Below are 16,914 nucleotides of genomic sequence, written 5' to 3'. Positions count from 1 at the left end.
CATTGCTCAATGGAGCACTGCTTGTGTAGGCTACAGGCAATCCTGAAGTGGCCGTTGCTGCTACCGTAAAGCCTGTATTAAATACCGCACTCGAAGGTGAAGCAGTCGTTACATTGATCGTTTGATTCGCTTTATCAATAATAAACGCCAATGCATCTGAAGTTGCCTCGTTGAAATTATCATCTGACGCCACTTTCGCAGTCACTTCATAGCTTCCAGCATTTGTTGGCTTGGTAGAACTTGCTGCATAAGTAGTTCCTGATACGCCTACATAACTGAAGGTCACATTACCGGTAGAACCTGATTTGGTTACTTGGTCTGGGCCTTGAGGATTGGTATTATAGGTAAATGGTCCAGCCGCATTCACCGATATCGTAGACTCCGCTTTGCCAATCGTGAACGCATAGGCTGCGGAAGATTTGCCGTTGAAGTTGTCGTCTGCAGCAACCGTGGCCACTACCGAATAACTTCCCGCCAAGGTCGGCTTGTCCGCTAATGGACCGTAAGCCGCTCCCCCGTTACTTGTCCCACTGTAGCTGAAAGTCACCAAGCCCATAGAGCCGGTAACATCAGAAGTTGATGGACCCTGTGGGGCCGCATTATACGTGAAGGACGTTAATCCTGTCGCTACTATCGTAGACTCCGCTTTAGTTACTGTCAATATTCCCGTAGCCGTTGCTGGAGTGCCACCACCATTTAATGAAACTGTAAAATTATAAGTCCCTGCAGGAACATTTGGAGCAATATTTAAAGTCAAAGTAGCCCCAGGGAATGCATTACTGCCATTTGACGTGAATGATTCGGAGGGAGAAAATCCACCTGATGTTACACCTGATGGCAAACCAGATACACTATATGTTCCATTTACTGTTCCAGTAGTTCCTCTTATTGAAGTTATATCATAAGTAGGTGCACTGGAAGTACCATAAACAGATACGCCAGATTGTGGACCAACTGAAACACTACCAACAGAGCCAGCACTACCAGATACATCGAATGCATTACTAGTTCCAGTAGCTGAAGATTTTGTTGCTGTAATTGTGGCTCCAGAGAAGGCTGGATTTATAGTGACACTGTGCGAAGCTAAAACACCATTTGAGAAATTTGAAGTGTTTCCTGATCCTGAAGTAAGCGCAGCGTTTGAAGAAATGGATACGTTATTTCCTCCTCCACTAAATGAAGTAGCTATATTGTTAAATTGATCTCTTGCCGATATTTTAATATTGAATGCAGTTCCAGCAATTTGATTTGGAATATTTCCACCCGCAGATGATTCTACCTGAAAATTATTTGCAGCTCCAGCAACTTGTGAAAGAGAGACTATGTTTTGCGGTGATGATAAATTCTTAAGTGTTCCTGTAAAACCTAACACAATTGTTCCACTATTTGGTAGTGGGTTTCCGTCAGTAGACCTTATTTCTACTCCGCCAATAGTAATTTGGTCATTACTATTCGAACTAGTAGTACCTGAAGCTAAAACTGAAACCGAAATGGTTATTGTGGTCGCTGTTGCACTCGAAAGCGAAACAGTTCCCAGATCTGAACCCGGAGTTTTTGAAACAGTTACCCCTGTTGTTTTGAATTCCCAACCACTTGGTGATGTTAAAACTATTTGGTTGAAATCGGTGGAAAAATCATTCCTATTTCCGGAACCATTTCCTTCCCGTACGATCACATTTCCCAAAGAGGTATAAACGGGAGAAGCTGCATTGGCTGCCTTATCTGCTGATATATTGAAAGATATTGGAAGAACGGTTGAACCTGAAACTACGAGAAAAGCACCGACTGCTTTCCTTCCGCAGTCAAGGTAAAAGTCACGCCTAAATGCCTTTCAAAAATCGGAAATTCCACTCTGAAAGTACCATCCGGATTTACGGCTATATCATGATAATCATGAATATGGTCGACAAAAGGATCTTCCTCGAAGTGTAGATCCACAAATTGATCACCTATCCAGCCTTCACCTGTGATGATGGCGGTTTCTCCGGGAGCGTAGTCGTCCTTGTCGGAGGTGACGGTCTGGGCATTTGTAGCCTCTCCAAACAGCATCATTCCGGCCAACATGGGCAGGAAGAGCAGTAGGCGCATGGTTTGCAGTAATTGTTCTTTCATAGTAAAGGGAATTAAAAATTATGGATGATATAGATTATTTTATTTTTTAAATGGGTGATCAAGGTTGTGAGATAGTCTGTTTTACCAAGAGCATAGTCATCCTTGTCTGTCGTCTCCGTGGGTTCGGATCTGGGGGCATAGCTTTGTGCAAAGACCGGCACTGCCAGGTAGCTGAACACAAAAGCCATTAATAGTAAAACTTTTGCTTTCATATTATTTTGGGTTAAAAATTTTGTTTCAAATAATAAAATCACTTGCAATACATAGGTCAAACAACATACTCAAACAAATCACACCTTTGTATTTCGAATCAAATAAAAAGATTTTTACATATAAAAAAAAGCTATGTGTTATTTTTTCCTATTTTTTAATATTACCAAAAAATTAGATTTTTAATATATTTTAGAAGAAAAAAAATATTAAGAAAGTTTTGAGGATTAAAAATGTTAACAATTAATGTTTGGTGTTTATTAATAAATATTTCAATCCTAGAAAAAAAAAATATTTTTTTTCAAAGTTCATGCTCATTATGTCCTTTTCGATTCAAATCAGTAAGATGGTATCACTTTAATCTATTGATTTTGAAAATCGATCTTGGGAAATCTTGATGTAAAAAATATGCCTTTGGCTATTTCCATTAAAAAAGGCTTTCCAAATTTTTGGAAAGCCTTTAAAAGAATAAATTATTTTGAACAATCAATACCTTGCAGGATCGAGGCTTCTGTATTCACGAATAGATTTATCAGTTGTATTGATCCTTGCTGATTTCAGTTCAGATATCGGTGCGGTGTCAATTTGGGCCACACCTCCAAGCACTAAATTATTTTCCTGATTGTAAAATAATGGAAAATCATTGGGTCCCAATTCAATGACAGAGGCACAAGCTACTGTCAAATTGGACATATCTCTGGTAATTGGATGTGGCCTTAAAGAACTGGCCGGTAGAATTGGATGTAGGCCATCATCATCCAGGCAATCGACGGCCTGCCCAACGTTTCGCATGACAGCACCCATATTGATCAAAAACTGGTTTTCGACCTGGATTCCGGAAGTACCATAAAAACTAATATGCTCTCCTACAAAGACGATCCTTCCGCCTTCTTCACCAAATTTTTTCAGTTCATTGATTTCCCCTAAAGTAAATGCTATTGTAGGCATATATAAAAAGAGAATTTTCACATCTGAGGGGATATTAACCAGACTTCCGGAACTGGAAAAAACTGATTCAATTGCAAATCCTTCACCTGTAATGACATTTCTGAAAGGAATAAAGGTGTAATTTCCTGTCCCTGTTGTACATGGGGTAAATGAATTTCCTCCCACCGCATTTCTCCCACAATCAAACCAAACTTTTTTTCCGGAGGACCTGATTCCCGGGGCATCATAGTTCAGGAAGTTTTTGACCAAAAGTACATTGTTGGGATTTCTCATCGCCACATCGTCAAAGATGTTGATGTCGTTGAATACCACAACATCCCTTCCCGGTCTCGGCGCATCATCTGCCACTTCCTGAACGAAAAGTGAAGCTGTACCTATGACATCCTGCACCTGGGCTTTGATTGGGCTAAAGCCAAATTGCAGTCCTTTGGCCAATCCATTTTGGTTTATGGATGCCACACTGGAGTTGCCCACAAACCATGATATTTTTTGGTCTTCCAATACCTCATCATAGAAATTATAGACTATTGCAGTAAACTGCTGCTCGCCATCTTTCAATACCGTAGCTTCTTCAGGCAATACTTCTATCCTTGCAGGGCAGATTTTGTCCTCAATTCTGAAATCAATTTTGAAAGATTGGTTCTGGACCAAGGGAATGATGCCTGAATTCAACGGTTTTGTCTTTGCAGGTACAATTCCCACATCTACAAAACCCAAAACCCTGGAACCTACTTTGACCCTGATCCTGTAGATTTTGCCCAATACCGCTTTGAGTTCAGAAGTATTCCAAGTTGCCGAGTAAAATTCCTCTGACTCATTTACAGCAATCACATTAGGTCCGGTTCCACCGCGTCTGAATGTGGCCAGGACATTTTCAAAATTAAAATCATCACTTATCTCAACCACAGGTTGAAGGTTGGGATGAAATCTACCTTTGTATTTGGGAGTCTTACCCACTGTCGGAGCAAGGAAATAAAACTCATCTATCCCATCGTTTGCAGCATCGGAAATACCGATTTTACCATGATTGAGGGATAGGGAATTTGCCAGAATTTCAATGTCATTGGACAGGTCATCGTCATTGACAAAATTCTCGGTGCATGCAGCGATCAATAATAAGAAGCTGCTAAGGATGAAAAACGGAAAATACCATTTTATATTTCCCATTTTTGGTGCGGGGATTTTTTGATTGAACATACTTGATTTGGGTTAAAAGTTTACAGAAGGGAATGATCATTAAAATGAAATACAATTAATTATATAAAAATGGCATTTTATTGATAAAGTAAAAATACCCCAAAAGTGGTATTTTAATTTTTTGAGTTGTAAAAAAATCAGCCGAAACAATAAATATTATGGTTATACACTTCTTTGCCAGTAACCCAATATTCTATTAAATACAGGACGGAAGACCGAAGTCGGAAGACCGATGTACCGGGCATACCATTATCCTGCCAAGAATTATATTGAATTACAATTTTACTGGCATCATTGCGTACATACATAATAAATTTTGAACTTTTATTTGTTAGCAAACTGTAACATAAAAAATTGCCGGGTTCCTGTGTCCAATGCATAAAAAAAAGGGAGACTTTCGCCTCCCTTCTTCAATTCATGGTAGAATTTTTACTTTGTTACTTTATCCACTTCAGATTTGGCTTTTTTTGCCAGTTTATCCACCTCATCACTGACGTCAGATACTTTTTTGGTTAATGTGTCAAAGAAGGTATTCATTTTGTTGGAAGCTTCATCGAGATACTCCCCGCTTTTTTTGGTGATTTTTTTTCTTGTCACCTCACCTTTTTCAGGTGCTACCAATATGCCGATTTGCACGCCTATAGCGGCGCCAACTAAAGCTCCTAAAACAAATTTTGTTGAACTCATAGATATAGTTTTTAAAGGTTAGAAAATAATAAAAGATATTTTTATTGAATATTTTAAATTAATCAATAATCAATCCAAAATATTCAACAGGTCTATATTAAGTTACGGAATTGATAATTTGTTGTTGTGGGAAGTGGAGATTAAGAAGTAAGATGTAAGACTCAAGACACAAGATTCAAGACTGACCAACTTAATTTTTTAAAGAGTTATAAAAGAAGTGAGAGACGAATTGCGAGAAGCGCGATGAAAGAGGTTAAAGTACTGTAATTTAGCGAATTACTAACAGAATTTTTACAATGAACTACTCAAAATCTGCTTAGCGGAAGGTAGTACTTTAATTTTAAAAAAACTCACAGCCCTATATCCTGACACTAAAAACTAGACAACTACCATATTGAATGTTCTGTAGACAAGCCTGACAACTCGACAACCTTGCATATCTTTAACTGACAATCTGACAAGATTAAAATCCTACTCCCTTATCTCACAGAACTCTTTACCACAATAGTCCTGACAGGGTTTAAGGGGTCATTGCTGAAAATGGAGATATGCTTGTGGTCTATTCCTTTTCTTCCTTTGGGATCAAAGGTAAATTTCAGGTCTGTTCTTTCACCTGGTTCAAGTTGATCTTTTTCTAAGTTAAGTTCTACACAAGAACAATTCGCCGATACTTTTCTGATCTGCAAGGGTTCTTTTCCCATATTGGTAAAAGTAATGCTTCGACTTATCTTGGAATTAGCTGAAATTTCCCTTAAATCAATATCTGTTTCAGAAAGCCCCAATTTTGGAACAACTTCTTCCATGCTTTTTGGCACAGGTGAAAAATACTCGTAGACAACAGACATGATTCTCAAATCAAGTTTTTGGTCACCATTCAATCCAATCTGCACCCTTTCATCGAAATAACCCAAATCATTCTTTTTTTCACCATCATAGGAAAAAATAAGCAGACCTCTCTGACCGGGTTTGAGATTTTCCGGTTGCAATGAAACCAGGAGATATGCAGGAAGACCTTCCTGAACCTTTTCAAGCGAGGCTTCCATACTTCCAAAATTATGAACTTCAATATATTTTATTTTTGGTTCATTGGTAAAAACATTACCCATATTGACCGCCGAAAGCTTTAATCCAAGATCACCTATTCTATGTGGATAGGCCATTTCTATGTTTTCGGGAATTGGCATATTGATACCCTCTAAATATAAAGTATCACCATATATGTCCTGATTGGTTCTGATGATAATCACTTTTGAAAATTCTCCTCCCCTATGGTCCGGATCAAATTGCACTTTGATGGAGGCAATGTTTTCCCTAGACAGGGTGTCTTTTGAAAAATCAACTGTGGTGCATCCACAATCCGTAGTGACAAGCGTGATATAGATTGAATCCGGATGGTTATTGACGGCAAAAAATTCAGCTTGAACAGGTCCATTTTCTTCCAAAATTGCTCCGATATCAATTTTCTTTTGCTCCCAAGTTAGGGTTTTTCTTTCAAGTGTTTGAGCACCAAGAGGTAAATACAATAGTCCTGTAAGGGATAACGTAAGGCTTAGAAACATGCAATTCTTCATATGGGCAAATAACGTGAAAAATCGAACGAATTGTACCTTGAATTTTTTATTTTGCGTCAAATTTTAAAATAATGGCAAGAGTCCTTACTGGTATTCAAAGTTCAGGCAAACCACATTTGGGAAATATCCTTGGTGCTATCGCACCCGCTGTGGAATTGACAAAAAAAGAAGAGAATGAATCATTTATATTTATCGCTGACCTTCATTCCGTAGTTTCCATCAAAGATGGGGAACAAAGGAAACAAAACACCTTGGCAGTGGCTGCAGCTTGGTTAGCTTTTGGATTGGATATTGAAAAAACAGTTTTCTATAGACAATCCAGTATACCTGAGGTAACCGAACTGACCTGGTACCTGAGTTGCTTTACGCCCTATCCCATGTTGGCAAATGCCCATAGTTTCAAGGATAAGTCAGATCGCTTGGCTGATGTAAATGCCGGACTTTTTACGTATCCTGTGCTGATGGCCTGTGACATCTTATTATATAGTGCTGATATTGTGCCTGTTGGAAAGGATCAGCTACAGCATCTTGAGATGGCAAGGGACATCGCAACTTCATTCAACCATAGAATGGGGGAAGACATCCTGACCATACCTGAAGCAATAATTTCTGAAAATGTCATGACTGTCCCAGGGACCGATGGACAGAAAATGAGCAAGTCCTATAACAACTACATTGATATATTTTTATCTGAGAAAGAATTAAAAAAGAACATCAATAGCATCATCACTGATAGTACCCCTTTGGAGGAACCCAAAGATCCTGATACCTGCAATGTTTTCAAGTTATACTCCCTTGTGGCAAATGAACAACAGACTGCCAACCTAAGAGAAAAATATCTCGCGGGGAATTTTGGTTACGGGCATGCTAAAATGGAATTTATGGATCTTATTCTATCGAAATACTCCGAAGAGAGAAAGTTGTACGATCATTTCATGAAAAACCCCAAAGAACTTGAAGCCAAACTCGCAGCCGGTGAAGCCAAGGCAAGGGCTATTTCGAAAGAAATTTTGGGGAAAGTTAGAGAAAGATTGGGTTTTTAGATTTCCTACCTTTCAATTTTGGCTAAAGCCTTTTGGTATTAGGAATTTATTTGTGAATGGGCTAATGCCCAATCCTATTGATAAATTCCCCTGTCTGAAAAAGGGAAAATAATATTAGTTGGCTATAGGCATCATCGTGGATAATCACATTGGAAATTTTATTTGAACCACAAAAGAAAAATATCGGGAGAAGGGTCTCTCGAGGATCAGGAAATGTATTATAAACATAAATAGGACCTCTGGAGATTCTTCGTACCTCAGAATGACGGCTGCCTAGGGGGTAACTTGATGTCATTCCCTTTCTGTAAATGCCAATTTTTATTACTCAGGATGACGTGCAGGTTTGGGTCAAGCTGATGTCAGCCACCTTAGCCTCTCGCCACCCAAAGGTCTTTCATGGACTTTCCATTGATTCTAAGGACAAATCTGGTGGGATTTGGGATCAGAACCAACCTCACGTCCATTTTATCAAATTGTTCTGACTCTATGGGAACCCCTTCGCCACCTTTGACTTCATAGGTGACTTTTCCAAAGGAATCAGGTTTCATAGGATGATAGACGTTGGCAAGGTATGCTGAGGGTAAAAGTACCTCATTATCAGATTTCAATTGGTCATATATCTTTTCCAAAGCCGACTCCAATTCATCCCCAAAATCATCATTAAAATCGTCCTCCAAATCATGAAGTTCTTCTTCAATATCATCGTATGATTCATCTGAATAGGGTATCTGGCTTAGGGCTATCCTTTTTTCTACAATAGTGGAAAGATCTGCGTCAAGTTTTTTAAAATCCATGAGTCTTGTCTGATTAAAACGCGAAGTTATCAATTATGCTCAGGGATTCCAAAAGCTTAATCCATAATCCGGCTGATCACCACTTTACCTTTTTGAGGATCAGCTTGGTATTGGACAAATAAACCATTATTGTCTTTTTGGATTACGGGATCAGAAACATTTTTCTGTTGATTCACATTTACTTTTTTCCATGTTTCAGGAATGTAAGTTTTTAAAGTCAGTGTCTCGGTATACCAATATGGATCCAAATCAGAACTGAGATCGACACTTATTTCAGTATCGGATACTGCCATACTTATCTCGGTTTCCATTCTTTGACGCATATATTTGGTCACTTGCGCAAATGTACCCACCCAAATATCCGAAGATTTGGAGGCGATATATTCAAAATAGTTCCGGATTCTATCTTCAGGAATAGCTTCCCATCCAATCCCTTGAATCCCATGAAAAACCAATACCAACCAAGTATCCTCTCTGGTCAGAATATCATCCACCCAAGAATTCATCAGTTCGGGGGAAGTTTTTGACAATGGACCTCTTTGCCATTGAATATATTCTTTCCCATAATCTTCGCGAGGGTCAAATTTTCCCGAACGGTTGATCTCTTCCAAATAATCCTCCGGCATCCTGTTTCGGGTAGCCGGAAACATGTCCAAAGCGTATTCCATCACCCTTTCATTTTCGGTACCAAATGGACATTCGGCAGAAAACAGGTACTCCCTACCCAATTGTTCCTCAATCTCATCCCTGCACTTTTCCAATTCATACAACAGATTGGCCTCATCCAAAACAGCCAATCGGGGATGGGAGATGGTGTGCACGCCAAATTCATGGCCCCTTTTGGCATATTCCCTGATTTCATCCCAATCAATCATTGGACCGTCTATGATTTTTGGCGTGACCAATGTTTGGGTTTTGGATTTTCTGGCCAACTCAAAAGCTTCATCCACGATCTGACATGCTGCTTCTTCTCTTCCCTGTTCATAGGTCGCACCTGCACGATCATGAAAAGAAACGGCATTGGGTATATCCAAAAAACGGATTAGCGAAGCCCTTTCAAAAATATTATCCTTTGATGTTTTGATGGTGGCTGTTTCTTTGACAATCAATTGGGGATCACGACCCAAAAATTTGGCCCTATAGCTTGAAGTTGGCATTTCTCCGGTATTGATATAAAAGGTGCCTTTCATATTCAATTCTTCCATGATCGGCAACGCCACATGAAATTGATTATATGTACCATCATCATAGGTGAGTGAGATAGCGGCTTTTTTTCCCTCAGGCCATTTGAGGATTTCAGTTTGCAGAATATATTCCTGCCTACATGCTGTTTGGAATACAAGAATGAAAACCAGAATAAACGAGATTAATGATTGTTTTGAGTCCATGTGAAATTTTTATTTGCGAGAATTTAAAAAAATAAAGGATGATTCTAAGGTGATTTTTGATAATTGGAACCTTTAGGACTAAATTTCCAGCTAAATCATCCATGATCAAATTATTTGATATGCAAAATTTCAAAAACCACACCCGCTATTTTCCATTGCACCATTTTGTTGTTACTCCTTTGACTTTGATCATTCTGGCTTGGTCCTTGGTCAATCTTTTCACTGTTTGGGGAACAGATGAAGTATCCCAAGCAGGATATTTCTTGGCCATAGCATTTGCATTGGCCCTACTACCTGTCATTGCTAGAATATATGCGCTCAAATCACAGGACAGGATCATTCGCTTGGAGATGAGGCAACGTTATTTTGAATTGACCGGAAAATCATTTCTGAAACTCGAAAACAAACTCAGACTTTCCCAAATTATTGCCCTTAGGTTTGCTGGAGATGATGAATTGTTGACCTTGATGGATAAAGCGATAAAGGACAAGATGAGATCCAAGGAAATCAAAAAATCAATCAAAAATTGGCAGGAGGACAGAAGACGTGTATAAATACCTTCTTATAATGATAATGGCATTTTCGAGTATGAATGCATCCGCCCAAAATGATATTGAAATCATTGCTGAGAAATTGGCCCAAGAACAATTGGATGCATATAACAATCGGGACATAGAGGCCTTTGTTCTTCCCTATGCAGAAAATGTCAAGGTGTTTAATTTCCCTTCTGAGTTACTCTATGAAGGCAGGGAAAAAATGTATGATTTATACGGAAGGATGTTTGCCCGTACCCCGGATCTCCATTGCAAGTTGGTCAACAGGATGATCTTGAGCAATACAGTCATCGACCATGAAGAAGTCACCATCACCAAAAATGAACCACCCATGCGGGCCATCGCCATTTATAAGATCGTAGATGGCAAAATAGCTGAAGTTTATTTTGTGAGGGAGTGAAATATGAATTCGAAGTTCATCATTAAAAATTTTGAATAATGAACAGGGAATATCGAATGATGAATGATGAAGTCTTTGGGTTTCTGTCGAAATTAGGGTCAATTTTTTTTTAAAATGTTGGGGAGTACCATTGACTTAATTGAAGCAGCCGTTACCCTGATCCCGATGGGAGAAGGGTCTCCTAAGGATCAGTAAATGAGAGAATTATCATAAATAGAACCTCTGGAGATCCTTCGTACCTCAGGATGACGGCTGCCTAGCTGTTAACTTAATGTCATTCCTTTTCTGAATATTTCAAAAATATTGGAGACTCGCAATAACACTCACAACATCCCCAAATCTTAAATCTACCCTCTAAAATCTACCTTTCCACCTTCACCCCTTATCCTTTCTCCTTCATCCTTTCCTTGGTTCTCAAATCTAAAATCTTAAATCTAAAATCTAACATCTTCCCTACCAACTCCTCAACCTATCAATACACCCCTGCATGGCCCTAAACTGATGATAATTGGCTTTCCAAATATGTCCCTTATCGCCTGATTTTAATTGTGGTTGTTTGTCCAATCCTCCTGCAAACCAATCGCCATGCTCATGGTCAATGAGGTAATCCTGATTGTATTGCCAAAGCGCTTCAAACTTTCCAAAATAATTCCAAGGGTCATCGGGGAAAAGTTCTGCCATCATAAGCAGCGTGTTCATGCCCTCTGACTGCGCCCACCAGTTTTTTGAATCTTTGATTATTCTTGGCTTTTCTTCTCCGGGAAAATAATACCCTTCATCAAAGAAGCCGGCCTTTTCATTGTCCCATCCATGTTCCAAAGCATGGTCAACCATTTTCTTTGCAATGGCCAAAGTAACCTCATCATTTTTCCAACCGAGGACGTGGGAGCTTTCCAAAATCAGATAAGCAGTCTCCACGTCGTGCCCATAGGACACATGGTCCAGGCTTTTATGTTTCATAATTTCGGCTTCACCTTTGTCCTGAAAGGATACAGGAGTCCAATCAGGCTGTAAAAACAATACCAAGGACCCTTTTTCATTGACAATGGTATCCCTGACCAACAAAAGCATTTCCTCTAGGCGTTCTTTGAGCAAGGGGTCTTTCCAAACTTCGTACAATTCCGTCAAGGCTTCCAACAAATGAATGGAACTGTTCTGATCCTTATATCCCAAATCCGAGGTGGATGGGGTATCATCAGGTCTGACAATGGGAGTTCCATCCAGTTCCATGTGCTGAAAATATCCTTTATGTACCGGGTCATGGCTTTTTTCTTCCAACCAATGAAAAGCCTTGATGACAAGGTCAAGACCTGCAGAATCTCCGGTAGCCCCGAAGTATGCAGCAAGGCCATATATAGCAAAACTGTTTCCATAAGCTGTTTTCTGAGGGGATTTTTCCAATAAGGGTTGACCTGACCTACTGACCAATTGGTAAAACCCGCCATGTTCATCATCCCACATTTTATCCCTCAAAAATTCAAAGCCATGTTTCGCTCCTTCCAGATAATGGCTTTGGTTTGGATATCTTTTAGCTGCTTTTGAGTTGGACCATAGGTGACGTGCTTGAGTGACAATCATCTTTTCCTGACTGTTGTCCTTGACCTGAAAATCAAAGGTGAAACTGCTGATGTATCCTCCTGAATCCAGGTCAATGGCCTTAGGATACCAAGTTTCTAAAAGATTCTCTTTTAGGGATTTTTCCATTTGGTCAGCTATTTCAGCATAATTGATTGTTGACACTTCCTTTTCTTGACAAGACAGGAATAACAAAAGGAATGATGAAAGCAAAATTGATTTTAAATTCATAGGTTAAGGATTTTGGGTCAGCTTAAATTTAGCAGAAAAATAAATCAGAAGGTTACCTTTAATAAAATAATCTAGACTATATTGTTAGGCAAATTAATTATTAGAATATGTCCACAATTACAATCATCCTAAGTTGGTTTATAGGCTTTTATTTGATGCCATTTCAAAATGAGAAAGAACTTAATACTGAAATTAAGGAAGTAACCGTTTTCATGAATGGCGCTCAGGTATTTGAAACAGGAACAATTCAAATCCCGGCAGGGGAAAGTATTCTCAAAATCACAAACAGATCGCCATACTTAGACGATAAAAGTATTCAGGTAAAAGGAACAGGTGATTTCACCATTGTTGCGGTAAATCCTAAATCGAATTTCCTAGAATCAAAAATCATTTCCCAAAATGACAGTCTATTTTCAATACTTTCAAAAGAAAGACTGCTTCTCGAGAACCTGAATGCTGAGGCAGAAGTACTCAGAGAAAAAGCAAGTGTTCTCAATACAAATAAGAACCTTGGTGGCCAGAACAATGGTATCAATATGACACAACTCAAACAAGCAGCAGACTTTTTTGAAAAAGAGTTGATGGAAATCAAGCAAAGGGAAATCAGTAACAAACAAAAATCATCGCAATCCAAATCATTGATAGATAGGCTGGAGCAGCAATTGAATGAGTTTCAGAACAAAACTTTCACACCTGTCAGTGAAATCTACATTAAAGTGAATGCTGAAAAATCCGTGGATGCCTCCTTTTCACTTTCCTATCTGGTCGAAAATGCAGGATGGTTTCCCAAATATGATATCAGGGTCAATGATATACAAAAGCCACTTCAATTGACCTATAAAGCAGAAGTCTGGCAAAACACAGGAAATGATTGGAAGAACGTAAAACTCAGGTTTTCAAACGGTGAACCTAGCAGAAGTGGAGTCATGCCGGAGTTGAGGAAGTGGGAACTTACCTATGCAAGGAATATAGTTTTTGATCCAATGGCATCCTTTGCACCTGTTGGTTCGGTCAGTGGGGTGGTGATGGACAGCCACGATAACACCCCTCTTCCGGGTGCAACGGTTATGATCAAAGGAACCACTATTGGTACAACTACCGATGTCAATGGCAGGTATTCTATTACAATCCCAAACAACTCAAACAGGTTGATTTTCAATTTTATTGGAATGGTAAGCCAGGAAAGACCGATAACAGGGCCTACCATGAATATATTTATGGAACCGGATGCCCAGGCTTTGAGCGAAGTAGTAGTTACCGGTTACAGCACGGAAGGAATATTACAGGGAAGGGCACACGGTATTATGACAAGGCAGGCACCAAGGTCCAAAACTGCGGAGGCTCAGGTAATCGCCACCATGATTAAAGAAAATCAGACCACCATAGAAATTGAAGTCGAAAAACCCTATTCAATCCTATCCAATGGTGAGAAATTATTGGTTGACCTGAAAAAACATGATTTAGAGGCCCAATATGAATATTATGCTGTTCCAAAGCTTGAGAAAGAGGCATTCCTCGTTGCAAAGATCACTGGTTGGGAGAAATATAGTTTTTTACAGGGAGAGGCAAATTTATATTTTGAGGACACTTTTATCGGAAAATCGATCTTAGAGGCTGAAAGCTTTCAGGATACACTGAGTATATCCCTAGGAAGAGACCGTGGCATAGCAATCAACCGCGAGAAAATTGATCAGTTTTCAAGAAAAAGATTTGTGGGAAATAATGTAGATGAAGCAAGGGCTTTTAGGATTACTGTCAAAAACAACAAGTCTCAAAAAATCAATCTTACCTTGATTGATCAGGTCCCGGTTTCCATTGTTAACGATATCAGCGTGAGTATCCGGGAATTGAGTAAAGCCAAAAGAGATGAACAGACAGGTATTTTGACCTGGAAATTGGAATTGGCCCCTGCTGCACAGGAAATCGTGGAGTTACAATATGAGGTAAGGTACCCAAGAAAAGAAAGAGTTATTCTTGATTAAAAAAAAACCTTTGGTTATGGGACACTTTTCAACCTAATCACGTCCCTATATTACTTAGCAAATCATTATGAAAGAAAAAACTGCATTTTTAATAATCATTTTATCTTTATTGGCTTTTTCTCAAATCTACGGGCAGGTCGGATTGATGATGGGGCCAAATTATTCAACAGTCAGGCACAGTGGAATTCTTGAAAATCAGCGGGGTAAAATGAATTTTCACTATGGGGTCAATGTGGCTTTCTATCCTTTTGCCAACACTCCTGAACTCAGTTTCAAGACTGACCTGCTGGTAGTCACAAAAGGCTACCAGCAAAACCTTTCAGGTGAAGATTTTAATCTCAACCTCAGTTTCTTATCATTTGCACCTATGGTTCGATATGAATTATCTCAAGGTTTTCATTTCCATACCGGAATTGAATTGAATATACTCGCAGGTTCTAATGTAAATGAAGGATTACAGACTTATCGAAATTCCGAAAGGGCAGTTTTTCTAGGTTTAGATCTGTTTTCAGATAAATACCTCTCCATATTCACCCGGGCATCCTTTGGACTAAGTCCTATGTTGGATTATTATGACATCCATCCTATCGATGGAATCCAAGGTCAATTGCGGGACATCTATACTACAACTGTACTTATCGGCATCCAATTAAACATTTACAATGAAAAAATCAGGTTTTAAAATATTGTTGAATACCAGCTTTATGCTGTTTTTGTTGGTGTCCTGCGAAACATTTGTCCCGGATCCCATCGACCCAAGATTGCCTATCTATTCTGAAATCGGAAGAAACATTGCGGGTGCAAAGGTCGGAAATCAATTTTTCAAGAATGACATAAGACCTTTGTATTTATTTTGCTGTGCAAGTGAACGACAATCTTTTGTTGAAGATCATTCCGAATTGGTATTAGAATTTAATGTTTGGAATCAAAGTCAAAACCTAAGGTGCGTTTTTGAACTTAATGGGCTTACAAATGAGGATTGGGATGACATGGAAAAGGGATTTGGGAAAAAGTTCGTTTTCAATGAAACGAATAAAGTCACTTTAACAGAATTGGAAAAAGAGGATTTCATTTCCGTTCCCTTTGAAGGTCAGATCACTGTCAAACTTCTGAAGAATGAAAAGATTGTTGCCGGCACATTTGGCTTTAAAGCCAGAGACTCATCAGATAGAGAAATCTTAGTTACCTATGGGAGGTTTGATTACAGCTATTACAGCTTTTGAATTACATAAGTGCCTAATTCAAGGCTTCCAATATTTCCTACCTTTCAAGCTTATAAATATTCTATCCCTTTAAAATCAAATCCGAAGCCTTCTCTCCTATCATAATACAAGCGGCATTGGTATTTCCTGAAATTATGGTTGGCATGATGGAGGCATCGGCAATCCGCAGGCCCTTTAACCCTCTAACTTTTAGATTTTCATCCACAACAGCCATTTTATCTTGACCCATCTTGCAGGTACCAACGGGATGATAGAGGGTTTCAAGACTTTTTTTGATATGGTCTTCAAGGTTTTTTTTATCAAAACTGATCGGAAGAAATATTTCACCTTTTTGATATCTTTTCAATGGATCAGCATTCATTACTTTTTTTGCTAAATGCATTCCTTTTACCAATCTCTCAAAATCCCTGTGATCAGAAAAAAAGTTGGGTTGAATCAAGGGTGCCTCCAAGGGATTTGCTGATCTCAAACCTATGAACCCTTTACTCTCAGGTCGGATAAGAATGACCATGATACTGAACCCGCTTTTTGTAGGATAGGTATCGAGGTTATATATATCAGTAGAATAATCCCCTGAAATCGCACTGGGAACAAAATGAAACTGTAAATCCGGCCTTTCCCCTCCTTCCCCGGAAGCCAAAAAAGCATTGGCTGTCAAAGGACTGTTTCCAAAAGGTCCTTTTTTGAATAAAAAGTGGTTCAGAAGACCTTTCACCTGAGAGAGCGGTTTAATCTCATCGTTATTGGTTTTAATGGTAGACCAAGCACTCACTCCTGACCAAACATGGTCAATCAGATTTTGGCCTACCCCAGGAAGATGGCAGACTGATTGGATTCCAAACTTTGATAAATAATCTTTTTCCCCAATTCCCGAAAGCATCAGAATTTGTGGAGATTGTATTGCTCCTGCACTCAGAATCACTTCTTTTTTGCAAAAATAAATTTGTCTATTGCCCTTTTTATTAACCGTCTCCACCCCCTTTGCAATCCCATTTTCCA

16 protein-coding genes are annotated in these 16,914 nt (G+C 39.1%); 6 read left to right on the top strand and 10 right to left on the bottom strand.

Going from position 1 to position 16,914, the window contains the following annotated elements; genetic code table 11:
• The 6 genes from ACEW8U_RS14215 to ACEW8U_RS14190 all read right to left on the bottom strand — a co-directional run.
• The coding region (locus tag ACEW8U_RS14215) for a beta strand repeat-containing protein (protein ID WP_373522715.1) at positions 1 to 1,675 on the bottom strand (1,675 nt) is incomplete at its 3' end.
• A 92-nt stretch (positions 1,676 to 1,767) separates the two neighbouring features.
• Positions 1,768 to 2,112, bottom strand: a complete 345-nt coding sequence (locus ACEW8U_RS14210) for a hypothetical protein (protein ID WP_373522714.1) — start codon at positions 2,110 to 2,112, stop codon at positions 1,768 to 1,770.
• An 11-nt stretch (positions 2,113 to 2,123) separates the two neighbouring features.
• Positions 2,124 to 2,324: a hypothetical protein gene (locus ACEW8U_RS14205; RefSeq protein WP_373522713.1), complete on the bottom strand. Its 201-nt coding sequence runs from the start codon at positions 2,322 to 2,324 to the stop codon at positions 2,124 to 2,126.
• 484 nt (positions 2,325 to 2,808) lie between these two features.
• Positions 2,809 to 4,467: an Ig-like domain-containing protein gene (locus tag ACEW8U_RS14200; protein WP_373522712.1), complete on the bottom strand. Its 1,659-nt coding sequence runs from the start codon at positions 4,465 to 4,467 to the stop codon at positions 2,809 to 2,811.
• Between the two features lie 429 nt (positions 4,468 to 4,896).
• Positions 4,897 to 5,154 (bottom strand): YtxH domain-containing protein, encoded by a 258-nt coding sequence (locus tag ACEW8U_RS14195; RefSeq protein WP_373522711.1) that lies wholly within the window; start codon positions 5,152 to 5,154, stop codon positions 4,897 to 4,899.
• A gap of 479 nt (positions 5,155 to 5,633) precedes the next feature.
• On the bottom strand, positions 5,634 to 6,713 hold the full coding sequence (locus ACEW8U_RS14190) for a DUF1573 domain-containing protein (RefSeq protein ID WP_373522710.1): 1,080 nt from the start codon (positions 6,711 to 6,713) through the stop codon (positions 5,634 to 5,636).
• Positions 6,714 to 6,796: 83 nt separating this feature from the next.
• Between ACEW8U_RS14190 and trpS the strand changes: the two genes are divergently transcribed.
• Positions 6,797 to 7,768 carry a tryptophan--tRNA ligase gene (gene trpS / locus ACEW8U_RS14185; protein ID WP_373522709.1) on the top strand — a complete coding sequence of 324 codons (972 nt, stop codon included), beginning with the start codon at positions 6,797 to 6,799 and terminating at the stop codon, positions 7,766 to 7,768.
• A 368-nt stretch (positions 7,769 to 8,136) separates the two neighbouring features.
• Here trpS and ACEW8U_RS14180 read toward each other — a convergent pair whose 3' ends face one another.
• Positions 8,137 to 8,562 carry a hypothetical protein gene (locus ACEW8U_RS14180; protein ID WP_373522708.1) on the bottom strand — a complete coding sequence of 142 codons (426 nt, stop codon included), beginning with the start codon at positions 8,560 to 8,562 and terminating at the stop codon, positions 8,137 to 8,139.
• A 56-nt stretch (positions 8,563 to 8,618) separates the two neighbouring features.
• Entirely contained in the window at positions 8,619 to 9,950 is a 1,332-nt protein-coding gene (locus tag ACEW8U_RS14175; RefSeq protein ID WP_373522707.1) for a polysaccharide deacetylase family protein, read from the bottom strand.
• Between the two features lie 119 nt (positions 9,951 to 10,069).
• On the opposite strand from ACEW8U_RS14175, the gene ACEW8U_RS14170 reads away from it, so the two are divergent.
• Positions 10,070 to 10,504: a DUF6526 family protein gene (locus tag ACEW8U_RS14170; protein WP_373522706.1), complete on the top strand. Its 435-nt coding sequence runs from the start codon at positions 10,070 to 10,072 to the stop codon at positions 10,502 to 10,504.
• Between the two features lie 13 nt (positions 10,505 to 10,517).
• Positions 10,518 to 10,904 carry a nuclear transport factor 2 family protein gene (locus tag ACEW8U_RS14165; protein ID WP_373522705.1) on the top strand — a complete coding sequence of 129 codons (387 nt, stop codon included), beginning with the start codon at positions 10,518 to 10,520 and terminating at the stop codon, positions 10,902 to 10,904.
• A 453-nt stretch (positions 10,905 to 11,357) separates the two neighbouring features.
• Here ACEW8U_RS14165 and ACEW8U_RS14160 read toward each other — a convergent pair whose 3' ends face one another.
• A complete protein-coding gene (locus ACEW8U_RS14160) occupies positions 11,358 to 12,710 on the bottom strand; it encodes an AGE family epimerase/isomerase (RefSeq protein ID WP_373522704.1) in 1,353 nt (450 codons plus the stop codon).
• 107 nt (positions 12,711 to 12,817) lie between these two features.
• Here ACEW8U_RS14160 and ACEW8U_RS14155 point away from each other — a divergent pair, with 107 nt between their 5' ends.
• The 3 genes from ACEW8U_RS14155 to ACEW8U_RS14145 all read left to right on the top strand — a co-directional run bounded on the left by ACEW8U_RS14155 (position 12,818) and on the right by ACEW8U_RS14145 (position 15,915).
• Entirely contained in the window at positions 12,818 to 14,692 is a 1,875-nt protein-coding gene (locus ACEW8U_RS14155) for a mucoidy inhibitor MuiA family protein (RefSeq protein WP_373522703.1), read from the top strand.
• A 67-nt stretch (positions 14,693 to 14,759) separates the two neighbouring features.
• The gene (locus ACEW8U_RS14150; protein ID WP_373522702.1) at positions 14,760 to 15,374 is read left to right on the top strand and encodes a hypothetical protein; all 615 of its coding nucleotides are present in this window, start codon (positions 14,760 to 14,762) and stop codon (positions 15,372 to 15,374) included.
• A complete protein-coding gene (locus tag ACEW8U_RS14145) occupies positions 15,355 to 15,915 on the top strand; it encodes a hypothetical protein (protein ID WP_373522701.1) in 561 nt (186 codons plus the stop codon). The genes ACEW8U_RS14150 and ACEW8U_RS14145 overlap by 20 nt, the downstream gene beginning before the upstream one ends.
• A gap of 61 nt (positions 15,916 to 15,976) precedes the next feature.
• Here ACEW8U_RS14145 and ACEW8U_RS14140 read toward each other — a convergent pair.
• Positions 15,977 to 16,914 (bottom strand): GMC family oxidoreductase (locus ACEW8U_RS14140; protein ID WP_373522700.1); only part of this gene is annotated, 938 nt, incomplete at its 5' end.

It is taken from the genome of Aquiflexum sp., assembly GCF_041751335.1.
Lineage (GTDB): Bacteria > Bacteroidota > Bacteroidia > Cytophagales > Cyclobacteriaceae > Aquiflexum.
This window is presented reverse-complemented; position numbering and strand designations above follow the sequence as displayed.